Source organism: Sediminicoccus sp. BL-A-41-H5 (genome assembly GCF_050632405.1).
Classification (GTDB): Bacteria; Pseudomonadota; Alphaproteobacteria; order Acetobacterales; family Acetobacteraceae; genus Roseococcus.
The window spans coordinates 4,654,661-4,678,971 of the sequence record NZ_CP192601.1 but is presented as its reverse complement, the minus strand read 5'-3'; the positions used below and the strand labels follow the sequence as shown (position 1 = coordinate 4,678,971).

Annotated in this window: 27 protein-coding genes; 16 read left to right on the top strand and 11 right to left on the bottom strand. The window is 69.3% G+C overall.

From position 1 onward, the window contains the following. Positions 1-3 precede the first annotated feature (3 nt). The 7 genes from ACQ860_RS22950 to ACQ860_RS22920 are packed head-to-tail and all read right to left on the bottom strand — an operon-like array spanning position 4 to position 4,980. A complete protein-coding gene (locus tag ACQ860_RS22950) occupies positions 4-1,275 on the bottom strand; it encodes a TRAP transporter large permease (RefSeq protein WP_431305620.1) in 1,272 nt (423 codons plus the stop codon). Positions 1,276-1,278: 3 nt separating this feature from the next. Beyond that, positions 1,279-1,803, bottom strand: coding sequence for a TRAP transporter small permease (locus ACQ860_RS22945; RefSeq protein ID WP_431305619.1), 525 nt, complete (start codon positions 1,801-1,803; stop codon positions 1,279-1,281). Next, on the bottom strand, positions 1,800-2,738 hold the full coding sequence (locus ACQ860_RS22940) for a 3-hydroxyacyl-CoA dehydrogenase NAD-binding domain-containing protein (RefSeq protein ID WP_431305618.1): 939 nt from the start codon (positions 2,736-2,738) through the stop codon (positions 1,800-1,802). Before ACQ860_RS22940 ends, ACQ860_RS22945 begins: the two co-directional genes overlap by 4 nt. Then, the gene (locus ACQ860_RS22935) at positions 2,735-3,049 is read right to left on the bottom strand and encodes an NIPSNAP family protein (protein ID WP_431305617.1); all 315 of its coding nucleotides are present in this window, start codon (positions 3,047-3,049) and stop codon (positions 2,735-2,737) included. Before ACQ860_RS22935 ends, ACQ860_RS22940 begins: the two co-directional genes overlap by 4 nt. Before the next feature lie 4 nt (positions 3,050-3,053). Beyond that, the gene (locus ACQ860_RS22930; protein ID WP_431305616.1) at positions 3,054-3,563 is read right to left on the bottom strand and encodes a cupin domain-containing protein; all 510 of its coding nucleotides are present in this window, start codon (positions 3,561-3,563) and stop codon (positions 3,054-3,056) included. Continuing rightward, positions 3,563-4,279 (bottom strand): GntR family transcriptional regulator, encoded by a 717-nt coding sequence (locus tag ACQ860_RS22925; RefSeq protein ID WP_431305615.1) that lies wholly within the window; start codon positions 4,277-4,279, stop codon positions 3,563-3,565. Before ACQ860_RS22925 ends, ACQ860_RS22930 begins: the two co-directional genes overlap by 1 nt. A 41-nt stretch (positions 4,280-4,320) precedes the next feature. Continuing rightward, the gene (locus ACQ860_RS22920; protein ID WP_431305614.1) at positions 4,321-4,980 is read right to left on the bottom strand and encodes a TetR/AcrR family transcriptional regulator; all 660 of its coding nucleotides are present in this window, start codon (positions 4,978-4,980) and stop codon (positions 4,321-4,323) included. Positions 4,981-5,054: 74 nt separating this feature from the next. Between ACQ860_RS22920 and ACQ860_RS22915 the strand changes: the two genes are divergently transcribed. The 16 genes from ACQ860_RS22915 to ACQ860_RS22840 all read left to right on the top strand — a co-directional run bounded on the left by ACQ860_RS22915 (position 5,055) and on the right by ACQ860_RS22840 (position 19,226). Next, a complete protein-coding gene (locus tag ACQ860_RS22915) occupies positions 5,055-7,139 on the top strand; it encodes a hydantoinase/oxoprolinase family protein (protein ID WP_431305613.1) in 2,085 nt (694 codons plus the stop codon). After that, positions 7,132-8,856, top strand: coding sequence for a hydantoinase B/oxoprolinase family protein (locus ACQ860_RS22910; protein ID WP_431305612.1), 1,725 nt, complete (start codon positions 7,132-7,134; stop codon positions 8,854-8,856). The genes ACQ860_RS22915 and ACQ860_RS22910 overlap by 8 nt, the downstream gene beginning before the upstream one ends. After that, positions 8,853-9,842, top strand: coding sequence for an ABC transporter substrate-binding protein (locus ACQ860_RS22905; protein ID WP_431305611.1), 990 nt, complete (start codon positions 8,853-8,855; stop codon positions 9,840-9,842). The genes ACQ860_RS22910 and ACQ860_RS22905 overlap by 4 nt, the downstream gene beginning before the upstream one ends. Before the next feature lie 7 nt (positions 9,843-9,849). Further along, on the top strand, positions 9,850-10,623 hold the full coding sequence (locus tag ACQ860_RS22900) for an ABC transporter ATP-binding protein (RefSeq protein WP_431305610.1): 774 nt from the start codon (positions 9,850-9,852) through the stop codon (positions 10,621-10,623). Positions 10,624-10,626: 3 nt separating this feature from the next. Continuing rightward, entirely contained in the window at positions 10,627-11,415 is a 789-nt protein-coding gene (locus ACQ860_RS22895) for an ABC transporter permease (protein ID WP_431305609.1), read from the top strand. Between the two features lie 214 nt (positions 11,416-11,629). After that, the gene (locus tag ACQ860_RS22890) at positions 11,630-12,418 is read left to right on the top strand and encodes a 3-hydroxybutyrate dehydrogenase (RefSeq protein ID WP_431305608.1); all 789 of its coding nucleotides are present in this window, start codon (positions 11,630-11,632) and stop codon (positions 12,416-12,418) included. 4 nt (positions 12,419-12,422) lie between these two features. Further along, positions 12,423-12,563: a hypothetical protein gene (locus ACQ860_RS22885; RefSeq protein WP_431305607.1), complete on the top strand. Its 141-nt coding sequence runs from the start codon at positions 12,423-12,425 to the stop codon at positions 12,561-12,563. A gap of 17 nt (positions 12,564-12,580) precedes the next feature. After that, positions 12,581-13,588, top strand: a complete 1,008-nt coding sequence (locus ACQ860_RS22880) for a Rieske 2Fe-2S domain-containing protein (RefSeq protein ID WP_431305606.1) — start codon at positions 12,581-12,583, stop codon at positions 13,586-13,588. 62 nt (positions 13,589-13,650) lie between these two features. Continuing rightward, a complete protein-coding gene (locus ACQ860_RS22875) occupies positions 13,651-14,322 on the top strand; it encodes a hypothetical protein (RefSeq protein ID WP_431305605.1) in 672 nt (223 codons plus the stop codon). Next, positions 14,319-14,471, top strand: coding sequence for a hypothetical protein (locus tag ACQ860_RS22870; protein ID WP_431305604.1), 153 nt, complete (start codon positions 14,319-14,321; stop codon positions 14,469-14,471). Before ACQ860_RS22875 ends, ACQ860_RS22870 begins: the two co-directional genes overlap by 4 nt. Beyond that, positions 14,464-15,174 (top strand): SDR family NAD(P)-dependent oxidoreductase, encoded by a 711-nt coding sequence (locus ACQ860_RS22865; protein ID WP_431305603.1) that lies wholly within the window; start codon positions 14,464-14,466, stop codon positions 15,172-15,174. The genes ACQ860_RS22870 and ACQ860_RS22865 overlap by 8 nt, the downstream gene beginning before the upstream one ends. Positions 15,175-15,374: 200 nt before the next feature. Continuing rightward, positions 15,375-15,971, top strand: coding sequence for an RNA polymerase sigma factor (locus ACQ860_RS22860; RefSeq protein WP_431305602.1), 597 nt, complete (start codon positions 15,375-15,377; stop codon positions 15,969-15,971). Further along, positions 15,961-17,178 (top strand): DUF3734 domain-containing protein, encoded by a 1,218-nt coding sequence (locus tag ACQ860_RS22855; protein ID WP_431305601.1) that lies wholly within the window; start codon positions 15,961-15,963, stop codon positions 17,176-17,178. The genes ACQ860_RS22860 and ACQ860_RS22855 overlap by 11 nt, the downstream gene beginning before the upstream one ends. Further along, the gene (locus tag ACQ860_RS22850; RefSeq protein ID WP_431305600.1) at positions 17,178-17,918 is read left to right on the top strand and encodes an acetoacetate decarboxylase; all 741 of its coding nucleotides are present in this window, start codon (positions 17,178-17,180) and stop codon (positions 17,916-17,918) included. The genes ACQ860_RS22855 and ACQ860_RS22850 overlap by 1 nt, the downstream gene beginning before the upstream one ends. After that, positions 17,919-18,131, top strand: coding sequence for a hypothetical protein (locus ACQ860_RS22845; protein WP_431305599.1), 213 nt, complete (start codon positions 17,919-17,921; stop codon positions 18,129-18,131). Positions 18,132-18,137: 6 nt separating this feature from the next. Next, the gene (locus ACQ860_RS22840; RefSeq protein ID WP_431305598.1) at positions 18,138-19,226 is read left to right on the top strand and encodes a YeeE/YedE thiosulfate transporter family protein; all 1,089 of its coding nucleotides are present in this window, start codon (positions 18,138-18,140) and stop codon (positions 19,224-19,226) included. A 41-nt stretch (positions 19,227-19,267) separates the two neighbouring features. On the opposite strand, the gene ACQ860_RS22835 is transcribed toward ACQ860_RS22840, so the two are convergent. The 4 genes from ACQ860_RS22835 to ACQ860_RS22820 all read right to left on the bottom strand — a co-directional run bounded on the left by ACQ860_RS22835 (position 19,268) and on the right by ACQ860_RS22820 (position 24,310). Beyond that, positions 19,268-20,872 carry an acetolactate synthase large subunit gene (locus ACQ860_RS22835; protein ID WP_431305597.1) on the bottom strand — a complete coding sequence of 535 codons (1,605 nt, stop codon included), beginning with the start codon at positions 20,870-20,872 and terminating at the stop codon, positions 19,268-19,270. Positions 20,873-20,882: 10 nt separating this feature from the next. Then, the gene (locus ACQ860_RS22830; protein ID WP_431305596.1) at positions 20,883-22,133 is read right to left on the bottom strand and encodes a lipase family protein; all 1,251 of its coding nucleotides are present in this window, start codon (positions 22,131-22,133) and stop codon (positions 20,883-20,885) included. A gap of 396 nt (positions 22,134-22,529) precedes the next feature. Then, positions 22,530-23,726 carry an amidohydrolase family protein gene (locus tag ACQ860_RS22825; protein ID WP_431305595.1) on the bottom strand — a complete coding sequence of 399 codons (1,197 nt, stop codon included), beginning with the start codon at positions 23,724-23,726 and terminating at the stop codon, positions 22,530-22,532. Beyond that, positions 23,726-24,310, bottom strand: coding sequence for an amino acid synthesis family protein (locus ACQ860_RS22820; protein ID WP_431305594.1), 585 nt, complete (start codon positions 24,308-24,310; stop codon positions 23,726-23,728). Before ACQ860_RS22820 ends, ACQ860_RS22825 begins: the two co-directional genes overlap by 1 nt. Between the last annotated feature and the right edge of the window lies 1 nt (position 24,311).

Sequence of the window (24,311 nt, the reverse complement as noted above, 5' to 3'; positions counted from 1 at the left end):
GCGTTATCGCACCAGCGCCAGGGACAGCGCGGGCACATAGGTGATGATGAGCAGGCAGATGACGAGTGTGGCGAGGAAGGGCAGCAGCGGCGGCATCAACTGCTCCATCCTGAGCTTGCTGATGCTGCAGGCGACGAAGAGGTTCACGCCGACCGGCGGCGTGACCATGCCGACGGCCAGGTTCACCACCACGATCGTGCCGAAATGGATGGGATCGATGCCGAAGGCGATGGCCGCCGGCGCCAGCACGGGCGCGAGGATGATGATCGCCGCCAAAGTCTCCATGAACATGCCGACGATGAAGAGAAACCCGTTCACCAGCAGCAGGAAGATCAGCGGACTCGCGGTGATCGCGGTCAGCCACGCGGCCACGGCCTGCGGCGCCTGGTAGGTGGTCAGCACATAGGCGAAGACGCTGGCAAAGGCGACGATGATCAGCACGATGGCCGAGGTCTTGGCGCTGCCGGCCAGGATCTCGGGCAGGTCCCGCCACTTAAGCTCCTTGTACACGAAAAGGCCGAGGATCAGCGCATAGACGGCAGCCACCACCGCGGCCTCGGTCGCCGTGAAGATCCCCCCATAAATGCCGCCCAGCACGATGATGGGCATGAGCAGCGAGAGGGTCGCGCGCTTCGTCGCCGCCCAGACATCGCGGGCGATCTCGCGCGGGACGAAGCGCGTGGGGTCGCCATAGCCGCGCATCGTGGACTGCACGATGATCAAAGCCATCATGCTGAAACCGATCAGCAGGCCAGGCAGGATGCCGGCGAGGAAGAGCGAGCCGATGCTCTCGCTCACCGTCACCGCGTAGATCACCATCGGGATGGAGGGCGGGATGATGACGCCGATCTCGCCTGATGACGCGATGATTGCCGCAGCGTAAGGCTTGGGATAGTTCCGCTTGGTCATCTCGGGCACTAGGATCGAGCCGATGGCGGCGGCAGTGGCGGAGGAAGACCCGCTGATGGTCGCGAAGAACATCGCCGTGAGCACGCCCGCCGCCCCCAGGCCACCGCGCACCCAGCCCACCAGCGCAGCCGCGAGGCCGACGAGCCGCGTGGCCATGCCACCCGCCAGCATGATGCGGCCAGCCATGACGTAGAAGGGAATGGCAAGCAGGGTGAAGCTGTCCAAGCTCTCCAGCGCCGCCTGGGCGATGACGATGAGCGGAATGCGCTGGGCGTCCAGCGCGATGAGCGGCGCCATCCCGAGTGCGAAAGCGATGGGCACTGCGGCCGCGAACATGACGATCAGGGCGATGGCGGTCCCGATCATGGCTCAGTCCGCCACGGCATCGAGGGCACCGCGCGGATCGCTGCCCTCGATGATGCAGGCCAGAAGGAAGCCCAGGATGTTCATCACCATCAGGCCCGCACCGATCGGCAGCGCCATGAAGACGTACCACTTGGAGAGCCCAAGCACCGGGCTACGCTCGATCTCGCCGATCTCGGCGAACTCGAGCCCGATGACGACAAGCAGCAGGCAGAAGGCGGCGCAAGCGAGATAGGCGAGCACCTTGACGGCAATACCCATCGCGCGGGGCACCGCGTGAGTCACCACGTCCAGCGCGATGAGTTCACCATGACGCAGCGCCCAGGCCGCACCCAGAAAGACCGTCCAGATCATCGAGAAGCGCGCCACCTCCTCCGTCCAGGCGGCGGAGGCGTTGAAGCCGATCAGCGGCAGTGCGAAGCGCACGATCACCTGGCCCAGCGCACCGACCGTCATCATCAGGAGCAAAAGGGCGAGCACGTATTTGAGCAGAAGGTTCACGCCATCAATGGCGGCGAGGATCAGCCTCATGGGCGGCACGCCTTCTCCAGATGGCCGCGCAGGGCGGCAATGGCACGGTCCCGCCGCTTCTGGCGTGCAGGGATCTCGGCGAGCGGGAGTTGGGCACGCAAGCCCGCTTCCAGCTTATCGACCGCGGCCGGCGTGAGCGCCTGGGCCGCGCCGCGATCCTTCGCCACATCGTTCAGGATATAGCCGAACAACTCCATGTACTGCCGGATACCGCCCAGCGCATTCAGGTCCACGCCCGCGAAGGGACCGATGACGGCCCAGCGCAGGCCGAAGCCGTGGGTCAACGTGGTATCGGCATCCTCTGGGCTGATCACGCCGTCGCGGACGAGCGCCACCATCTCGTTCAGCATGGCCGCCTGAATGCGGTTCATGGCGAAGCCGCTGATCTCGCCATGCACGCGGATGGGCTTCTGGCCGACTGCCTCCATCACCCGATAGGCCTCCGCCAGCGTCGCCTCCGACGTGCCCGGATGCGTCACGATCTCCGTGACCGGCAGCAGGAAGGGCGGCGTGAGCGGATGCACCACAATGAAGCGATCCGGCCGCCTCAGCACGGAGGCGAGTGCCGCCTGGGAAAGGCCCGAGGTCGAGGTCGCGAGGATCGCATCCTTCCGCATCGCGGCTTCCACGCGGGGCAGGACCTCCTGCTTGATCGCGAGGTCCTCCTTCACCTGCTCCTGCACCCAATCCACCCCGCCCACGGCATCGGAAAGATCGACATGGGTGGTGATGCGCGAGGCGCCGCCCGGGAGGCCGGCGATGGCGGAGCCTTCCAGCGCTTCGAAGACGGCGGCGACGCGGGCGGGGAAACGCTCCAGCGCCCCCGCATCGCCATCCCACACGCGCACTGAGCAACCGGCGCGGGCGAAGACCACAGCCCAGGCCGTACCGATGGTGCCAGCGCCGATCAGCGCGACGGTCGGGAGCGCTCTCATTGGATCGGCGAGAAGTTGGAGGGCGTCAGGATGCGCGTGTTCTGCACATCCAGGTAATCGGCCACCATGTTGAGATAGGCCTGCCATTCGGGGTCGGCCAGCATAGCGGCGCGGCGGCGGGCGCGGTCATCGAGCCCGCCATAGCCCCAGAGGGCGACGACGTGGTTAAGTTCGCCGATTTCCGTGGTGAAATAGCCGAGGAAGCGGCCCAGATGCTTCAGTTGCAAGGGCAGCCCATGCTTTTCATATGTGGCAACGAAAAGCCCCAGCTTGCCGGGCTTCAGGCGATAATCCCGCTCCTCGACGATCATGCGGTCAGGCCTTGCGAGGAAGCGTGCCGAAGACGGTCTCGGCCTCGATCTGCAACACATCCGCGGGGCGCGGGAAGTTCGGCGGCTGCGGGTCGCCCGCCTTCCGCTCACGGCCAATACGGGCGAAGAAGGTTTCGAGCCCACCCGGCATCATCAACCACATGAAGGTCATCGGGCCGTCATCGCTCGCCTGGAAGCGGTGAGACCGACCCTTGCCGAGGAAGATGCAGGTGCCCTTGCTCATCGGCACCTTGTCCGTGCCGTTCAGCAACGCCTCGCCGCTGCCCTCCAGCACGAAGATCACCTCCTCATTGTCGGGGTGGACGTGTTCACGCACGAAGCAGCCGGCGTCCACCAGCTGCGTGCCCATCGAGAAGGGCGTCTCCGCGCCGATTTCGTTGGAGGCGAGCATGCAACGCACGAAGCCATTGGCCGGCACAGGCTGCCAGAAGGAGCGCGCCTCATCGGGCTGCACGACGACAAGCGGCGCTTGCGGCATAGGGGTGTCGGGCATCAGGGATTCCTCCTACGGGGGATGATTGGGAAGGCGCGAGAGGGCGCCAGCAGGCTGGTCAGCGCCTCGGCACGCCGGCCGATGTGGCGGGCCAGGATCTCGGCACCGCTGGTCGCGTCGCGTGCCACAAGGGCCTCCAGCAGCGCATCATGCTCGTCGAAATTCAGCTCCGGGCGTGGCCCGGTGGCATAGGCCCAGCGAATGAAGGTGGTGCGAGCGTTCACCTCGCCCAGCATGCGCAGCAACTCCATGTTGCCGCCCAGCGCGCAAAGCGCCTCATGGAACCGTACATCCTCGCCCACCATCGCCGCGCGATCGCTCATTTGGCTGGATTGACGAAGCGCGGCACGCCAGGATCGGCGCAGCGTCGTGATGTCAGACGCCTTCGCCCTCTCGCAGGCCTGGCGAAATCCCGTGACTTCAAGCGCAGTACGCAACTCGTAGAGGTCCATCGCCTCCTTGAGGTCGAGGTCGCGCACGTAGAACCCGTGGCCGCCCCGCGCCAGCACCAAGCGTTCGGCCGCCAGGCGGTTCAGCGCCTCGCGCACCGGCGTGCGCGAGAGGCCAAGGCGCTCGGCCAACTGGACCTCGTTCAGTCTTTCGCCAGGACGCAGTTCAAAGATGAGAAGCATGCCGCGCAGCGCCTCATAGGCCGTGTCGCCCGCACTGCCCCGCGCGGGCTCGATCTTCGACGGCGGGGCTTTCGCAGCACGCATCTCAGCAGCATTATTCAGCGCTGTATGCAATGCAAGTGGATTCAGGCGAAGGGCCGATCCCGGCGGAGATAGGCCAACACCATTTCGCCCAGCATCTCCTCATAGATCCCGATGCGCTCCGGTCGGAACAGATCGCCCGCGAAGGCCGCGGAGAGAGTCCACCGATTGGCGCAGTAGAAATAGCCAAGCCCCGACATGGCGACGTAGAGCGCTGTCACATCCACATCCTCGCGGAACAGCCCCTGCGCCCGCCCGTCGGCCAGCAGTCGCTCAAGGGTCGCGAAGAGCGGATTGTACAGGCGTGGGATGTTCGCGGCGGCGCGCAAGTGGCGCGCGCGATGAAGGTTCTCCTCGTTCATGAGCGCCACGATTTCGGGATGCGCACGGAACAGGCGGAAGGTGTCATGCGCCAGGCGCCTCATCCCCTCCACCGGACCCAACGCATCCAGCGCGGCCGCATCCTGCCCGGTGCGCAGCAGCGCATAGACATGCTCCAGCGCCGCGATCCACAGCCCCTCCTTCGAGCTGAAATGGTGAAAGACAAGGCCCTTGGCCACCTCGGCCCCACGCGCGATCACGTCCATGCGCGCGCCTGCGAGACCCTTCTCCGTGAACTCGCTCACGGCCGAGGCCAGGATGGCGGCCTTGGCCCCCTCAGCATCGCGCGAGCCGCGTTTTCGTGGTTGACGAGGATGCTTCATTCGGACCATGGTTCCCGTTATTGACCACTTGGTCAATATAAATGCTGGCCTTCCACACTGGAGTTCAACCGGAAATGCAGGCACGCATCGGCGTGGACGTCGGCGGCACTTTCACCGATGTGGTGCTGGCCCTTCCGGGCGGGCGGATCGTCGTCAACAAGACGACGACCACACCGCACGACCCCGGCGAAGGCGTGGCGACCGGGATCGCCGCCGTCATCGCTGAGGCCAGGCTCGATGCGCGCCAGGTGAGTGAGATCGTGCACGGCACCACCGTCGCTTCCAACACGATCCTGCAGAAGGCCGGCGCACGCACAGGCCTGCTGACGACCCAGGGCTTCCGCGACGTGCTGGAGATCGGGCGCATCCGCACGCCCGGCATGTTCGACCTGGCCTGGCGCAAGCCCGAGCCACTTGTGCCCCGCCGCTGGCGGCTGGAAGCGCGGGAGCGCATCGCGGCCGATGGTAGCGTGGTCACGCCGCTCGACGCGGAGAGTGTCCGCGAGGCAGCGGGCTTCTTCACGGCCGAGGGCGTGGAGGCGGTGGCGATCTGCTTCATCAACTCCTACGCGCATCCCACGCATGAGCGGAAAGCCGCCGCCCTGCTGCGCGCGGCTGCGCCGCAGCTCCTCGTCACCGCCTCCTGCGAGGTGCTGCCCGAGATCAAGGAGTATGAACGCACCAGCACGGCCGTGGTGAACGCCTACCTGCTACCAGCCATGCGGGGCTATCTCTCGCGCCTGCAGCGGCGCCTCACTGCCATCGGCATCATGGCGCCGGTACAGGTCATGGCCTCCAATGGCGGAATGATCGGCCTGGATACGGCGCGCGAACGGCCAGTCTTCGCGGTCGGCTCAGGCCCCGCCGGTGGCGTCGCAGGTGCGGCCCGCCTTGGCGACGGCATCGGCGCCCGCGATCTCATCGTCTTCGACATGGGCGGCACCACGGCCAAGGCCGCGATCATCGAGGGCGGCCAGCCCTCGCTGGTCACCGAGTACGAGTTCCGCGACGGCATCAGCACGCCCTCCCGCTTCGTGAAGGGCGCCGGCTACATGCTCAAGGTGCCGGCCATCGACATCGCGGAAGTCGGATCGGGCGGCGGTTCCATCGCGCGCATCGATGCGGGCGGGCTGCTGGTCGTGGGCCCGCAAAGCGCAGGCGGCGATCCGGGGCCGGCCTGCTACGGGCGCGGCAATGCCGAGCCTACCGTGACCGATGCGAACATGGTGCTGGGCTATCTCAACCCCGCGGCGCTCGCTGGCGGCTCGCTGCGCGTCGATGCGGCGCTCTCGCGCGCCGCCATCGCCACGCGCGTCGCAGACCCGCTGAAGCTCACGGTCGAGGAGGCGGCGCATGGCATCCGCCAGGTGGCCAATGTGAACATGGCGCGCGCCATCCGCGCCGTGACGGTGGAGCGCGGCAAGGACCCGCGCGACCTGGCGCTGATGGCTTTCGGCGGCGGCGGGCCGCTGCATGCGGTGGATGTGGCGCGGCTGCTCGGCATTCGCCGCGTGCTGATCAGCCCCGTGGCGGGCGTCTTCTCGGCCGCCGGCATGCTGGCGGCGGAGGCCGTGCATGAGTTCGTCCATCCGCTGCTCAAGCCGCTCGCACAGGTGACGCCGGCCGAGCTCACCGCCGCCCGAGAAGAAATGGCGCGGGCCGGGCATGCGGCACTCGCCCATGAGGGCTATGCGGCGGAGACGGTCGAACTGCGCTTCGCGGCGGACCTGCGTTACTCTGGCCAGTCATCCCAGCTCACGGTACCCGTCAGCGACTTCGCCGCCGGCGCGCTGCATGCCGGCTTCGAGCGCCTCTATGGCGAGACCTTCGGCTACACCGCCGCCGGCGAAGCCGTCGAACTCGTCAATCTACGCCTCTCCGCCATCGGCCGGGCAGAGGGCCGCATCGATTTCCCCTCCCTTTCGCTCGATGCGCGGGCGTTGGCCGGCGCGGTGGGCGAGCGCCTCGTCTCCTTTGCCCGCGGGCAGCCCCCCGTAGCCACGCGCCTCCTGCCGCGCGCCGCCCTTTCGGATGGGCCTGTTCATGGCCCGGCGATCCTGGAAAGCTACGATACGACGATCATCGTACCCCCCGGCTGCACGGCGCGCGCCGCGGGTTCCGGCACCGTGGTCATCGAGATGGAGGCGACCGATGCCTGAGGATCCGATCACCTTCGCCGTCGTCAAGAACGCGATGGACGCGATCGTGGACGAGGTGGCCTACACCGTCATCCGCACCGCGCGCTCCGAAATCGTGAAGGATGTGATGGACTACAGCGCCGCCATCTGCGACGCGAAAGGCGAGATGGTAGCCCAGGCCAAGACAATCGCGCAGCATCTGGGTGCCATCCCGGAGGCGATGGCCGCCGTGCAGGCGCGCTGGGGCGGCCAGCTCGCCCCGGGCGATGCGGTGGTGATGAACGATCCCTATTCGGGCGGCATGCACCTGCCCGACATCTTCATGTTCTACCCGGTCTTCGAAGGGGGCGAGCTGCTCGCCTGGACCGTGGTGATCTGCCACCACACGGACATGGGCGGTCGCGTGCCCGGCTCCAACGCCGCCGATAGCACGGAGATCTACCAGGAAGGCATCCGTATCCCGCCGCTCAAGCTCTATCGCGCGGGCGTCATGGACGACACGCTCTCAGCGATGATCGGGCTGAACGTCCGCGTGCCGGAGATCGTGCTGGGCGATCTGCGCGCGCAATACGCCGCCTGCCAGGTCGGCGCGCGGGAACTGGGTGCGCTGGTGCACCGCTACGGCGTGGAGGGCATGCGCGGGCACCTGGCGGGACTGCTCGACTACGCGGAGCGCATGGCGCGCGCCGAGATCGCCACCTGGCCCGTTGGCATCTATCGCTTCACCGATCATATCGACAGTGACGGACTCTCGGAGGAGCCTGTGCCGCTCACCGTCGCCATCACGGTCGTCGGCGACGGCACGCTCAAGGTGGATTGGGCCGGCTCCTCGCCCCAGGTGCGCGCGGCGATCAACTCGACCCTCTCCTTCACCAAGTCCAACAGCTTTCTCTCGGTGCGCTGCGCGCTGCGCGGCGACATCCCGAACAATGCCGGCGTATTCCGCTGCATCGAGGTGACGGCGCCGGAAGGCTGCGTGCTGAACCCCATCTCTCCCGCGCCCGTCGCCGCGCGTGCGCTCACCGGCTACCGCGTGATGGACACGATGTTCGGCGCATTGGCGCAGATCGTGCCCGACATCATTCCCGCCGCCGGCGAGGGGGGGAACACGGTGGTCTGCCTCGGCGGCCGCCACCCGGACAACCGGCCCTTCATCATCGTGGACATGATCAGCGGTTGCTGGGGCGGCCGCCCCGACCAGGACGGCATCGAGGCGATCACCAATCCCTCGCAGAACCTCTCCAACACGCCGATCGAGGTCCTGGAGCGCCAGCACCCGGTCCGCATCGAAGAATACGCGCTGGTGCCCGACAGCGGCGGGCCGGGCCGCTTCCGCGGCGGCATGGGCCTTGCGCGCAGCTATCGCTTGCTGGCGGAAGATGCGGTGCTTCAGCTCCGTGCCGACCGGCTGCGCTTCGCCCCCTATGGCCTGGATGGCGGTGAGCCCGGCGGCGTAGCGGCCAATTGGCTCGGCGAGGGTAACGCGCGCGAGGCCATTCCCGGCAAGGTGACCATGCGCATGCAGCGCGGCCAGCTCCTCACCCATCACCAGGCGGGCGGCGGTGGACATGGCCCGGCCCTGGCGCGGGACCCCGCAGCGGTCGCGCTGGATGTCTGGAACGGCAAGGTGAGCGTGGACGCAGCACGGCGCCGCTATGGCGTGGTGATCGAGAATGGTCGCGTGAACAGCATCGAAACCGCAAGACTGCGCGGGCAGCAGCAGGGAGAACGGGCATGACTAAGGATTTCCGCCTTTCGCGTCGTGGCGTGCTGGTCGCCGCCGGCACCCTCGCCACGCCGGGCCTCGCCCGCGCGCAGGGCGAGCGCCTCACCGTGCGCCTCGATTTCTCGCCCTGGGGCGTGCAGGCTGCGATGCATCTCGCTGAGACGCGCGGCTGGTTCCGTGAGGCCGGCCTCACCGTGGACGTCCAGGATGGGCGTGGCAGCGGCAATACGCTCCAGTTGGTGAATGCCGGCCAGGCCGATGTGGGGCAGATCCAGGTCGGCCTCATCGCCCAAGCGCGCGAGCAGGGAGCCACGGTGCGCGCCTTCGCGGGCTTCGGCCGCCGCACCGACCTCGCGGTCCTGGTGGATCGCGACAGCCCGATCCAGCGCGTGCAGGATTTCCGCGGGCGCAGCCTCGTGGTCTTCGCGGCCAGCCCCTGGGCACCCTTCATCGATGCATTCCTCCGCGCGGGTGGGCTGGATCGCAGCACCGTCAACGTGATGTTCGTGGACCCCTCTGCGCTTTGGGGCACCTACACCGCCAAGCGCGCCGACGGGCTGATGTCCACCGCACCCTCCGCGCTGCCGGTGGCCGAGCGCCCGCGGCCAAGCCGCGCCATCCTGGCCGAGAGCGCCGGCATCAGCTTCCCGAGCTACGGCCTGATCGCGACCGAGGCGACCATCCGCGCACGCGGCCCCGCACTGCGCCGCCTGGCCGAGACGCAGCAGCGCGCCTGGGCGCATCTGCGCAGCAATCCGGATGACGGCGTGGAGGCCATGCTGCGCCAGCGCCCCGATGCGCGGCTGGATCGCACTGTGACGCGCGACCAGATCCGCCTGACCCTCGAGTTCTTCGACACGCCGGCCAGCGCCGGGCGCCCGATCGGCTGGCAGGCGGAGGCGGACTGGACGGCCGCCCTGCGCTCGCTGGAGGCGGCGGGCGCTATCCGCGCCGGCTGGCAGGCGGGCAGCTACTTCACCAACGACCTGGTCGGCTGAGCGGCGCATGGGGCTGTGCATCGAGGTCCGGGGCGGGGGCAAGACCTACGCCTCCGCGCGCGGCCCGGTCACGGCCCTCGCCGATGTCGGCCTCGAGGTGCGCGAAGGCGAGTTCCTCTCGCTGCTTGGTCCCTCGGGCTGTGGCAAAAGCACGCTGCTGCGCGCGATCGCCGGGCTCGACCCGCTGACCTCCGGGGCCATCACGCTGCGCGGCGCGCCGATCACGCACCCGCCGGAGCGCATGGGCATGGTCTTCCAGCGCGACGTGCTGCTCGACTGGCGCAGCATCCGCGACAACGTCCTGCTGGCCGCCGAATTCCAGGGACTGCCGCGCCGCGCCCACGAGGCGCGTGCCATGGCGCTGCTCGACCGCTTCGGCCTCGGCGCCTTCGCCGACCGTCACCCCTGGGAGCTCTCGGGCGGCATGCGCCAGCGCGCGGCCATCTGCCGGGCGCTGCTCTGCGAGCCCGAGATCCTGCTGATGGACGAGCCCTTCGGCGCGCTGGACGCGATGACGCGCGACGACCTGAACCTCGAGCTCTCGCGCATCCAGCAGGATGGCGGACGCACCGTAGTCTTCGTCACGCATTCCATCGCCGAGGCGGTCTATCTCTCCGACCGTGTCGCCGTCATGTCCACGGGCCCCGGGCGGGTCGTGGAAGTCTTCGACATCGGCTTGCCGCGTCCCCGCCCGCTCGCACTGCGGGAAACGCCGGAATTCGCGCAGCATGTGGCGGCTATCCGAGGGCTCTTCTCGCGCCTTGGCATCGTGAAGGAATAGGCGATGGCGGGCGGCTCCCATACCCAGGGCATCGGCGGCACCCTGGCCGTCCTCGCTGGACTGCTGCTGGCTTGGGAGGCGGCGGTCTGGGTTTTCGCCCCCGCGCCCATCCTGCTGCCGCCGCCCAGCGCCATCCTGGCCGAACTCTGGTCCAGCCCGCGCTATTTCCTGCGCCATGCGGGCTTCACGCTCTGGACCACCCTGACGGGCTTCGCGCTCTCCGTCGTGCTCGGTGTTGCGCTTGCGGTCGCGATCGTCGCCTCCCGCTGGGCAGACCGTGTGATCACCACCATCCTCGTGGTGATGAACTCATTGCCCAAGGTGGCGCTGGCGCCGCTCTTCGTCATCTGGATGGGCACGGGGGCCGAACCCAAGATCGCCATCGCGGTGATGCTGGCCATCTTCTCGATCGTGGCGGATGTGGCCCTTGGACTCCGCTCGGTGGACCCCGATGCGCTGGCGCTCGCCCGCGTGCATCGGGCCACGGCGTGGCGCATCCTGTGGAAGGTGCGCTTCCCCAACGCGCTGCCGGCGCTCTTCGTCGGCATGAAGGTGGCGATCAGCTTTGCGCTGGTGGGCGCGATCGTGGGTGAGTTCGTCGGCGGCTCGGCCGGCCTCGGCCATGTGATCCTGATCGCGCAGGGGCAGTTCGATACGGTGCGGGTCTTCGCGGCACTCTTCGTGCTGGGCGTGATCGGCACGCTTCTTTTCTATATGGTCGAGGCAGCGGAGCGCCTCGCCCTGCCTTGGCACGTCTCGCAGCGCAGTCAGCATGGCACCTCGCCACGCTGAGCCTCGGCACCGGGTGACCGCACAGGACCCGGCCCCAGCACGTATCGGTATGCTGCCGGATCAAGCCGGGACGGTGCCGCGCCCCCTTCCCTTCTGCCGACGCTACCACGGGTCAGGAACGCCCGGGCGCACGATGTAACCGCAGCAGGCGCCGGGGAGAAGACAGGATGAGCAAGCCGCCTCCCGTCGCCCCCGAGCCCATGAAGGACATCCCATGCTCCCAGCGAGCCTCAACGGCCAGGTCGCTATCGTAACCGGCGGCGCCGGCGGCATCGGCCTAGGCATCGCGCGCCGCCTCGCGCAATCGGGTGCCATCGTGGCGCTGGCGGATCTCTCGCTGGACGCTGCCACGCGATCCGCGGCCGTGCTTGATGCCGAAGGGCTGCAGGCCGCGCCGGTCGCCATGGACGTCGCGGATGAAGCGATGGTGGAGGCGGGCGTCGCCGAGGTCGTGGCGCGCTTTGGCCGGCTGGACATCCTGGTGAGCAATGCCGGCATCCAGATCGTCCATCCGATCGAGGAGTACCCCTTCGCCGTATGGAAGCAGATGCTGGCGATTCATCTGGACGGCGCCTTCCTCACCACCCGGGCCAGCCTCCGGCAGATGTACCGGCAGGGCGGCGGCAGCGTGATCTACATCGGGTCGGTGCACTCCAAGGAGGCGTCGCGGCTGAAGTCGGCCTATGTCACCGCGAAGCATGGCCTGATCGGCCTGGCGAAGGTGGTGGCGAAGGAAGGCGCGGCGCATGGCGTGCGCGCCAACGTCGTCTGCCCGGGTTTCGTGCGCACGCCCCTGGTCGAGAAACAGATTCCGGAGCAGGCGCGGGCGCTTGGCATCTCGGAGGCGGAGGTCGTGCGGAACGTGATGCTGCGCGAGACGGTGGATGGCCAGTTCACCACCGTCGAGGACGTGGCCGAGGCGGTGCATCTCTTCGCCTCCGCCGGTTCCAGCGCGCTGACCGGGCAATCGCTGATCGTCAGCCATGGCTGGTGCATGGAATAGGCCCGTGCGCGTGCGGCATCGGCGGGCGCATCTCGCCGCCTGGTGTGGATTGCTGGTCCTGCTGCCGCTCATGCTGGGCGCGGCGCTGTACCAGCGCGCGTCCATGCCGGCGCGGGAGGTGCCGCTGCGGCTCGCCCCACCGTGAGCCACCGCTTCCTTCCCGTGAGCTGGACACCTGCCAAGCTCTTCTATGATGGGTCGCTGCTATGCGGTGTCGCGGCCTATCTCGGCGCCTATCTTTGGCTTGCGCCGCTCCTCGGTGCCGCGCCGCTGGATGACCAGAGCCTGCGAATGCGCGCCTTCGGCAGCGCTGCCTTCCTGCTGCTGACCATGGCGCTGGCCATCGGCCCGCTGGCGCGGCTCGACCGTCGCTTCCTGCCGCTGCTCTACAACCGCCGCCACCTCGGCGTCGTCACATGTGTGCTGGCACTGGCTCATGCGGGCGAGGTTCTGGGCTGGTACTTCGCCTTCAGCCCGATTCCCGCCTCCATCGCGCTGCTGACCGCCGACCCGGGTGCCGTGCCCTTCATCGCCTTCGGCATGCTCGCGCTCGGCATCCTCATCCTGCTGGCGGCGACGAGCCATGATTTCTGGTTGGCCTTCCTGGGGCCGGCACTGTGGAAGGCGCTGCACCAGATGATCTACCTCGCCTATGCGGCGGTGGTGGCCCACCTTGCCTTCGGTCGCCTGCAGGACCCGGGCGCCCTGCCGCTGGCGCTGCTGCTGGCGCTTTCCGTGACCGCGCGGCTCGCAATCCACCTCATGGCTGGCGCCCGCGAGGCGCGGTCGGATGCGGCGCTGACGCCACCCGCGCCCGCCGCGCCCTGGGTCATCGCCGGGCGCGCCGAGGCGATTCCCGAAGGCCGCGCCCTGGTGGTCCGCCCACCAGGGGGCGAGAAGGTAGCGATCTTCCGGCACGAAGGCCGGCTTTCCGCCGTCAGCCATCTCTGCGCGCACCAGCACGGGCCACTGGGCGAGGGCCAGGTGCTCGACGGCTGCATCACCTGCCCCTGGCACGGCTACCAGTACCGGCTGGAGGATGGCTGCTCCCCGCCGCCCTTCACCGAACGGATCGCGACCTATCGCCTCCGGCTGGAGGATGGCTGGGTCTGGCTCGATCCGCGCGCCAATCCGCCGGGCACGCATGTGCCCGCCCTGGTGCTGCGGTGAGGGATATCTTCGTGGGCTGGGCCACCCGCCCGCCTGCGCATCTGCGGTCCTTCCTGCGGCGCATGGCATTCGGGTTGCCCTTCGCGCTGCTCGGTTTCGGGCTGGTGCTGGGCCTCGCGCCGCAGGACCCTGCCGGGCCGCGCTTCGCGACCGCCGATACCCCCTTGCCCGCCCTGCCCACGCCCGAGCCCGGCGTGACCGGCGTGCTCACCCTGCGCCCCTATCCGCTGCTGCATATCGGCGCGGGCAGCGACAAGCGGACGCTGCTCCTGGCCGGCGACGGCAAGCAGCGCCCACCGGGCGATCTCGCGGGCCTGGACGGCCAGCGCGTAACGGCGGCGGGCTTTCTGCTCTCGCGCGGGGACATCGCGATGCTGGTGCTCGGCGCGCCGCCTGTCGCACGCGGCGATTCCGCCCCACCTCCGCGCGAGTTCCTCGGCCGCTGGCGCATCACCGGCGAGATCTGCGACGGCAAATGCGCGGCCGACGGCATGCGGCCCGGCACCGGCATCGCGCATCGCGCCTGCGCCGCCCTGTGCCTCGATGGTGGCATCCCGGCGGTCTTCGTCAGCGAGGCGCCGTTGCTCGGCCATGCCTATCTGCTGCTGGCGAGCACGGAGGGCGGGCCGATGGGCCCGGCGCTGAGGCCGCTCATCGGCCGCCGCATCACGCTCGAAGGCCAGGTGGAGCGGTTGGGCCGGCTTCTGGTCTTTCGGGCGGAGCCGCCGGCTTGAAGCGCCTCACGCCCTTCGCGCTCGCGGCGGTGATCCTCCTCGCGCTGCCGGAGCCCGGCCTGCCGGCGCGCGCCCTGCTGCTCTTCCCGGCGCTCGGCCTCCTGGCCCGCTGGAGCGAACGCCACCCCGGAGACACTCATGATGCCTGACACCCGCCGCGTGATCCTCGTGACCGGCGCCGCCGGCAATCTGGGCCGCGCCACGCTCGCCTGCCTCGCGCGGGAAGGCAGTGCCCTGGCCGCGGCGGACCGGACGGGCGATGTTGGGAGCCTGCTGCCGGTCGGCCTCGACGAACCCGCGGCGCACCTGGCGCTTCCCGGGCTCGACCTGCTGGACGCCGCCTCCTGCGAAGCGGGCATCGCCCGGGTGATGGCTCGCTTCGGGCGGCTGGACGGCGTCGCGCAAACGGTGGGCGGGTTCGCCATGCAGCCGATCGCCGAGGCGGGGCCCATGGAATGGGAGGCGATGTTCCGACTGAATCTTCTCTCGACGCTGAATATCTTTCGCGCCGCCATCACCGTGATGCGCCCGCGCGGAAGGGGCAGCCTCTGTGCGGTCGGCGCGCTCGCCGCGCTGAAGGCGCCGGCCTCGATGGGCCCCTACGCCGCGTCCAAGAGCGCCGTGCTGCGGCTGGTGGAGAGCTACGCGGAGGAGCTGCGCGGCACAGGCCTGCGCGTGAACGCCGTGCTGCCCACCACGATGGACACGCCTCAGAACCGCGCGGCGATGCCAGGGGCGGACCCCAGCGGCTGGGTGCGGCCGGAGGCGGTGGGGCAGGTCATCGCCTTCCTGCTCTCCGACGCCGCAGCGGCGGTCAGCGGCGCCTGCGTCCCTGCCGCCTGTCACGGCTGAGAATCTTCATTCGCTTTTCGTGGGAACTCAACAAATCCCGCAGAGGGTTCCTATAGGCCGCGCGGCCGCCTCAGGCAGCCTCCTCTCCAGGTTGAAGGAGACAAGGGCTGATGGAATTGCACCGCGCGAAGCTGTGCGCGTCTCGAACGCGCGTGGGCCGCCTCCCTGACGCGGATCATGCTCGCCCGCTGGAAGCGGTCATGGCCGCCATCCAGGCTGGGGAGGAGCGGGCCTTTGCGGAACTGGCCCGCCGGGTGACGCCCTTGCTGCTGCAGGTCATCCGCCGCCGCGGCGTGGCGGCGGCGGACCTGGATGACGTGGTGCAGGAGGCGCTGCTCGCGCTTCACCGCAGCCGGAACAACTATGATCCCGCCCGGCCCTTCCTGCCCTGGCTGGTTGGCATCGCCCAGCATTGCGCAAAGGACCGATGGCGGAGGGAGATGCGCGAAGACCGCTGCAGGCTGGCCTTTCGCGCCGAACACCGGATCTGGGAGGAGCACGCAGCGCCGCATGGCGGGACCGGCGGGCTGCTGGCCGATTCCCTGCACTCGCTGATCGCCGCATTGCCGCCGGCCCAGCGCGAGGTGATCCGCCTGGTCGCCATCGGGGGGATGGATCTGCGCGCCGCCTCCGCCGCCACGGGCCGCACCGTGGGCGCGATCAAGGTGAACCTCCACCGCGCGCGGGAGGCACTGCACCAGCGTCTTGCGGAGACCGGCGAGGTCACCGCGGCACGGCGCAACCGGCCGGCCTCCCGTCCCGAAGCTGTGGCCCAGGAGCCTGCCCATGCCCGATAGCCCCATCCCGAAACGCCCAGCCGGCTACGACAAGAAGGTGGCGCTGGTCCTGCAGGGCGGCGGCGCGCTTGGCAGCTACCAGGGGGGCGTCTACGAGACGCTGGCCAGCAGTGAATACCTGCCCGACTGGGTGGCTGGCATCTCCATCGGCGCCATCAACGCCGCCATCATCGCCGGCAACGCGCCCGATCGGCGCGTCGAGCGCCTCCGGATGTTCTGGGAGACCGTCACCGCGCCGCCTTCACTCTGGGCGGATTGGCTGGAGACCTCCTTCGAGGCCTGGAACGACCCTCGGCCAGCCGCGGCGCTGCGCGCGCTGATGCTGGGCCAGCCGGGCTTCTTCCGGCCCCGCCCGGCCGCGTATTGGCTGTTCGGCGAGAGCCGCGTCAGCTTCTACGAGACCGACGCGCTGCGCGGCACGCTCGAGACGCTGGTGGATTTCGACCGCATCAACGCAGGCGAGATGCGCTTCAGCATCGGCGCGGTGAATGTCCGTACCGGCAACATGGTCTATTTCGACAATTCCGAGATGGCGATCCGCCCGGAGCACGTCATGGCGAGCGGTGCGCTGCCGCCCGGATTCCCCGCCGTCGAGATTGACGGCGAACTGTACTGGGATGGCGGCCTCGTCTCCAACACGCCGCTGCAATACGTCGTATCGCAGGTGCCGCGCCGCTCGCGCCTCAGCTTCCAGGTGGACCTCTTCCCCGCGCGCGGCGCCCTGCCCCGCACCATCGAGGAGGTGCAGGAGCGCGAGAAGGACATCCGCTACAGCAGCCGCACCAGAGCCGCCACGGACATGCTGGCCCGTGTTCATGATCTCCGGCACAACATCAACACGCTGTGGGACAAGCTGCCCGACGCGCTGCGCAACACACCCGAGGGCCGCTACCTCTACGATTTCGGCTGCGTGACGACGATGGACATCGTGCAGCTGATCCATCGCGGCGATGCTGCGCAAGGCCAGGCCAAGGATTACGAATTCAGCCGCGCGACCATGGAGCGCCGCTGGGCGCAGGGCATGGCCGATGCCAGGCAGACACTGGTGGCTTCGCCGTGGTTGGCCCCGATGCCCCAGGAACTCGGTGCGCGCAGCTTTGACGTGGCGGCGGCCGCACGGCGCGAGGCGCGGGAGGCCAAATCCACGACCGATGGCGAAAAGCCGGCCGAGGTGGTCACGCCCATGAAGCGCCGGAAGCTCGCCTGATGGAGGAGCTGGAACTTCGCGAAGGTGCCTTCGCCATGCCGCACACCAGCCCCTCCTATCCGGTCGGGCCCCATCGCTTCACGGGCCGCGAATACTTCACCCTTGAATACCGCACCGATGCCGCGAAGCTGCGCGAGCTGCTGCCGGAACCCCTCACGCCCGCGGGGGACAGCGCACGCTTCCAGTTCGTGCGGATCGAGGATGGCACGGGCTTCGGCGCGTATCGTGGCGCGGCGCAGATCATCCCCGCGCTTCTGCCGCGTGGCGAAGCGGCCGGCTATGTGCATGCCATGTATCTCGACGCGCATGCGCCCATCGCGGGCGGGCGCGAGCTCTGGGGCTTTCCGCAGAAGCTCGCCTCCCCCGTGCTGCGGGTCGAGCGGGACACTCTGGTCGGTACGCTCGATGTCGGCGGCGAGCGTGTGGCCAGCGCCAGCATGGGCTACAAGCACCGCGCCCTGCCCGAGACAGGTCTGCGCGCCGCGCTGGAGGAGCCGGGCTTCCTGCTCAAGATCATCCCGCATGTGGATGGCCGCCCGCGCATCTGCGAGCTGGTGCGCTACCGTCTGGCGGAGATTGTCCTGCATGGCGGCTGGACCGGCCCCGCCGCCCTCTCCCTCGTCCCGCATGCACTGGCGCCGGTCGCGGCGCTGCCGGTGCTGGAGGTGCTCTCGGCCACGCATCTCCTCGCCGATCTCACACTCGAACTGGGAGAGGTCGTGCATGACTATCTCGGCTGAATGCTGAGCACGGAGGCTGCGCGGGTGCTGCTGGGCCTGCTGGCGGATTATGGCGCGGGCGGCCTTGCCGTCGCGGTGGCGTTCCTCGCGGGCGCGATCGAGCGCGCGGCGCCCGCGGCGCGCGGCGCGCATGCCTTCCGCCCGCTGCTGCTGCCCGGGCTGATCCTGCTCTGGCCCCTGGTGCTGTGGCGCTGGCCGCCACCCGAACGGTGACCGGCCATGCGTGATCGGGTCCTGGCACTGCTGGGGGTTATCGCGCTGTGCTGGCTGCTGATCCGCCTGGCAAGCGAAGCAGATTGGCAGCGCCCCTGCCTGCTGCTGACGGCCGTCGCGCTGGGCGCCGTCTTCGTGCGCGTAGGCTTCGGCTTCGCGGGCGGCTACCGGCAATTCCTGGCGGGTGGCGATGGCCGGGCGATGGCAGCCTCGCTCGTCATTCCCGCGCTGCTGCTGCCGCTGATCCTGCCGCTCGCCGCCACCGATCCTGGCTACACGCGCTTCGTCGCGCCCATCAACCTCCCGCTGATCCTGGGGGCGATGATGATGGGTGTTGGCATGCAGATCACCAATGGCTGCGCCTCGGGCGCCGTCGTCGCGGCGGGCGAGGGTTCGCGTCGCATGCTGGTGGCGCTGCCCTTCTTCAGCCTGGGCGGCGTGGTGGGCAGCCTGTTCGCACCTTTGCTGGAGGCCCACCTGCCGAGCCTGGGCCATCTCGACCTGCTGGCGCATCTCGGCCCCTCGGGGGGCGTGGTCGTGATGGAGGCGCTTCTGCTGGCGCTGGCCTGGCTCCTGCTGCGGCGCGCACCCCGGCCCGTGCCGGCGCCCTTCGGCCACGCCGCGCTGATCGCGGCCCTCGCCGGGCTGATCTTCCTGTTGGCGCGCGAGCCTTGGGGCATCGCCTTCGGGCTCACCCTCTGGGGCGCGAAGGCGCTGCGCTGGGTTGGCCTGGATGCCGGCCATGCCGACTACTGGATGGCGGCGCATGCGGCCGCAGGGCTGGAAGGTCCCTGGCTCTGCCATGTGACGGCGCTCACTGATGTGGGGATGTTCCTGGGTGCGCTCCTGGCCGCCGCCGGGGCGGGGCGCATGCGCCATCGCGTCGCCATCGGCACGCAGGGCGTCATCGCCGCCGCGCTGGGTGGGCTTCTGATGGGGGTTGGCGGGCGCCTCTCCTATGGCTGCAACATCGGCGCCTTCATCAGCGGCACGGCCTCGGGCAGCCTGCACGGCCTGGTCTGGCTCGCCGCCGCCCTGCCGGGGGCGTGGCTGGGCTTGCGCCTGCGCGGCTGGTCGGGGCTGCCGCGGAACTGACGCGGCCCCGGCGAGCGCAGGGGCCCACCGCCCCCGTGAGATCAGGCGCGGGAGCCGTGCACCAGATCCTCAAGGCGGTGCCATTCCTCGGGGATCGGCACGATGCATTCGATGAGCTTCGGCCCGGCCTCGGCCATCGCGACCCGGAGGGCGGCATGGAAAGCCTCAGCGGTCTCCGCGCGCAAGGCCGGCACACCCAGGCCCGCCGAGACCTGCAGCCAGTCAATGGACGGATTGGCCAGGCTCAGCATCGACTCCATGCGCGCATTCGCGGCCCCATCGCGCACCCGCGCGAGTTCCAGCCCCAGAATGTTGTACCGGTCATTCCGGAGCAGGATGATCGTGATGTCGGCCTTCTCTCGCGCCATGGTCCACAACGCCTGGACGCCGTACATGCCGCTGCCATCCGCCTGCAGCAGCACCGTCTTGCGGCCCGGGCAGGCGATGGCGGCGCCCAGCGCCATGGGCAGGCCGCCCCCGATCGCGCCGCCATTGAGCGGATTGAGATAGTCGTGCGGGCGGGCGCCCTTGGTCGCCGTGAAGATCCAGGGCGCGTTGGTCGCCGCCTCATCCACGAGGATGGCGTTCTCCGGCAGAAGGAGGCTGAGCGAGGAGCCGATGGCGCTGGCGGTGAGCGGGCCGGCCGGTGCCGGGCCGTCGAAGGCCGGATGGCGCGGCACCGTGGCGCCCAATGAACCGGTGGCGGCTTCCAACGCCTCCAGCGCGGCGGCGAGGTCATGCCGCTCATCGGCCATGCCGAAGAGTTCACAGCCCGCGGGCGCCTTCATGGTCGGCTTACCCTGGTAGGCGAAGGTCGCCACCGGGAATGCCGCACCGACGAAGACCATCTGCTCGAAGCCGGCGAGGAACTGGACGCAGATTTCGAACTCGTAGGGGATCGGCTCCACCACCGGGCGGCCCGCCCCGCGCGCGAGATGGCCGGACGCGAAGGTCTCGCTCAGGAGCGTCGCCCCGGTGCGGGCGGCGATGCGGGCGGCAGTCTCCAGCGCCGCGCCATTCTGCGCGGCGCCACCGATCACCAGCGCCGTCTTCCTGCCATTCGCCAGCAGCGCTGCCGCCTGAGCCACCGCCGTGGCGGAAGCGGAGAGGAGCGCCGGCTGCACGGGCGGCGGCGGCGGGTTCGCCGCTTCCCAATGCCGGTTCGTTGGCGCGACGATGGTGCAGACCCGTCCGGACTTGGCCTGCGTCGCGGCCTCGGCGCCGAGTTGGCCCAGATGCGTGGCGCTGCGCGCCTCCTGGCACCAATGGGACACGGCACGCGCCAGATCCGTGATGCGGCCATTCACCAGCTCATGCTCGGGATAATTGGGCTGATGGTAGGAGGCATTGGCGCCGACGACATTCACCATCGGCGTATGCGCCCGGCCGGCATTGTGCAACATGGCGATGCCGTTGGCGAAGCCGCTTGCCACATGCAGCAGCGTGAAGGCGGGCTTGCCCGCCATACGCGCATAGCCATCGGCGGCCCCGGTCACGACATCCTCCTGCAGGCACAGGATGGCGCGTACTTCCTCCGACAGCCCCATCTCATAGACCAACTGCATCTCGGAGGTTCCGGGATTGGCGAAGCAGGTGGTGATGCCGGCATCCACCAGCGCCTTGAAGAGGGATTGTGCGCCGTTCATCTGCCTATCCTCAGTCCGAGCAGCCATTCGCTGCGGGCCGGCCAGCCAGGCGGTCGGCGACCCATTCCAGATACATCGCCTGCGAGGCGCCCGGCGTGGTGAAGTGGCTCTGCGCGCCCAGAAGCTGCGTGCGTGCCACATTGCCGCCCATCGCGCACATCTGCCCGCGATAGGCCGCGCCCATCGCAGGCGGCACGGTCACGGCTGCACTGCCGAAATAGATCGCGACCGGCGCCACCGGCCTGACCGGCGGCACGCTGCCCGCCAGCAAGGCCTGCACCCAGGCCGCCCCGTTGACCGGCGCAGCACGCAGGAGCGTGCGGTAATTCGCGCCGTAGACGAAGCTCATGGTGTCGCTCAGCACATGCATGCACTTGCGGCGCAGCAGGTGGTCCAGCTCACGCGCCCCCAGATCGGTGAAGATGTCCGACATCTGCAGGCCAGGCGTCGAAGCCACCGTGGCCCAGAGCGTCATCGTGAAATGCGCGAAGTTGAAGATGTTGTCGGAGAAGGACAGCCCGATCCCCTGGATGATGCGCGCCGCATCCGCGTCGTCCAGTTGAACACGGGGCAGCATCGCGGCGACATCCTGCGGCGCGAGTGCCACCACGCCGCGCAGATCAATGCCGTCGAAGGCGGTGCCGCGCTTGTTGAGGTAGTCTCGCATGCTTGCCGCAGCGATGGCCGCCCCTCCCCCCTGCGACCAGCCATAGATGATCGCGCTGCGACTATTGCCGGCGAAGCCCATCGCCCCGGCCGAGCGGACCGCGTCAACCGTGTCACGCGCGTTGGTAACGGCAACCGAATACTGATGGTCGCCGCCACCGCCCAAGCCCTGGTAGTCGGTTGCCACCACGACATGGCCGCGCGCGATGAAGGTGTCGAGCGCGGGGATGCCGTAATCGGTCCAGGAATCGCCGTCGGGCAGGACATACTGGTTGAGGTTCCGCGCGGGATCCGCGACCTGGGAGGGGCCGCAGCCCTGCGCCGTTCCGGTCGTGCCATGGCCCCAGGAGATGATGGGGCGCCCCTCCGCCGGCATGTCCCCGCGCGGCGCGACGACGATCGCCGTGTTGATGGTGGGACGATCCCTAAGGTCCGAGGAGATATAGGCGATGCGCCAGGCCTGGGCATTCGGGATGCTGGTCGGGACATCCTCGCGCAGCAAAACCTCGCCCAGCCGGCCGGCTGGGGCCAGGCTTGAGGCGCGCAGGTAGAAGGACGCGAGCGGCATCGGCGAGGGCTCGGCGGCGGCGCGCACGGACGACTGCCCCATGGCGTCGGCTGCGAACAGCGGGGCTGCAACGACCAGACCCGCGCCGATGAAACGCGCGAAGCACGAGATGACAGACCCATGCGACCGCACCAGCATTGCGCAACCCTCCAGTCCGATCACGCGGCGTTTTCATGAATTTTCACTTTGATGAGGATAGGCGAAACCCTCCCGAAAACGGATCATGATTTCGAAATCATCCCGACTTCGATGAAAATCCGCAAAATGACATGCTGGCACGGCGCGCTGGCCTGGCGGTCTCAGCCGCGGTGATCGGCAAACGGGCGGGCCAGATCCAAGGGGCGCTGCAAGACGCGTGGCAGGCGCGGCGCGCTTCCCGGCCACCCACGCCACGCCTCCACCCCCCTGCCCTGGTCGTGCGCCTCAATGCGCGGCGCCGGAAAAATCCATCGGCAGGCGGCAGGCGGCGACGCGCACCGCCCGCGTCGTGGCTGGCGTGTTGCGGCTGCGCCCCACGAAGCGCGGCACGCCCGCGGAAAACACCGCGCCCACCGCCGGGATGTCGCCATTGCGCAACGCCGAGAACGCGTCGGCGCAGGCGCCGCCCGCGCAGGCATCGAGCAGGATCACATCCGCGTCCCTCCCCTCCGCGAGGATCCCGGAATTGAGCCGGTAGACGCGGGCATTGTTGCCGGTGGCGGCGGCGATGGCGATCTCCGGCGCCATGTCGCCGAGGCTGGCCAGGTGGCTCATCGTATAAAGCATGCCCAGCGGCATGATGCCGCTGCCCGTCGGCGTATCCGTCGCGATGAGCAGGCGCTCCAGCTGCCCGGCCTCGGCGAGCAGCCGCGCCGTCAGCAGCGCGGTGCGAAGGTTGCCCGCGGTGCAGATCTGCAGCGCGATGTCGCTCTCGTTCACGAGCCGCGCGAAGCCGGGTTCGGGCATGGCGACCGGGCCGCCATTCACATGGAAGCTCACATGCGGCTGGCTCGCCAGCACATGTTCCGCCCAGATGCCGGAAGAGCCGGGGATGGAGGAGCCGCCGGTGTGCATGGTGGTGATCATGCCGGCCTCGCGCGCCGCCAGCATCAAGGGGGCGTAGTCATGCGGCGTGGGGAAGGCGCCGAAACCTGCCTTGGCGAGCCAGATCCCGGCCGCCACCAGCTCCCGCAGATCAGCGGGCGTAAGGCCGGGCTCCAGGATCACCGAGCCCGCATGCACGCGCATGCCGCCCGGCCGGTAGTCGCGGAAGCACGCGGCGGCGGCCAGCGCCAGTGCCTTCACTCCCGCCGGGTCCTTGGGCCGGCCCGGCACGTGCACCTCAGAGGCGGTGATGGCGGTGGTGACGCCGCCATGCAGGTAGCTCTCGAGGAATCCCACCGTGCGCTGGCGCGGCGTGTAGTCGCCGAAGGTGATGTGGACATGGCTGTCAATCAGCCCGGGTGCGGCAAGCGTCCCGCCCGCGTCCACCACCACGTCACACGCCTCCAGCGTCGTCGCATCCAGCGTGCCGATGTGGCTGATCCGCCCCGCCTCCATCAGGATGGCATTCGCGTCGCGCAGGGGCGCGGCAAGATCGCCCGTGGCAAGGCCACCCAGGTTGACGATGGCGGCGCGCATCAGCGCAACCCGTCGCGCTTGGAGATCTCGGACGCCTTGAGTCCGCCCACACGCGCATCAATCCGCCCCCGATTGGCGATGACGATGATCAGCGCGACCTCGTCCGCCTGCGGCGCATCGGGCAGCATCAGCGTCATGCCGTCGTAGTGGGTGCGGACATAGAGCGCGTCCTTGTGCGCGAGCGGCACGTCGATCATGGTCCCCGGCGTGCCGCGCTTGGTGAAGGAGGGGAGCCAGGCCAGGCCCCCGCCCACCGCCGCTCGCAGCGGCTCGGCGAAGATGGTGGTGAGCATGGCATTGGCGTGCTCCTGCTCGCCCGCCAAGCCCACCACAGCGCCCTTGCCGTAGCTCTCGATGGCGTGCTGCCCCATGGCGGCGACGGCCATGGCGGAAAGCTCCCGCCCGACCGCCTCGCTCGCCGCGATGCTGGCCGAGAGGTCCTGCACGAAACCCTGCGCGGAATAGGGGTTCACGACCACGCCGGTCACGGCCACTCGCCGAAGCGGGGGGCCGGCGTCTCCGCTGCCCGGCGGCACCGCGATCTGGTCCACCATGACGAAGGAGCGCCGGAGCTCGAGCCGCATG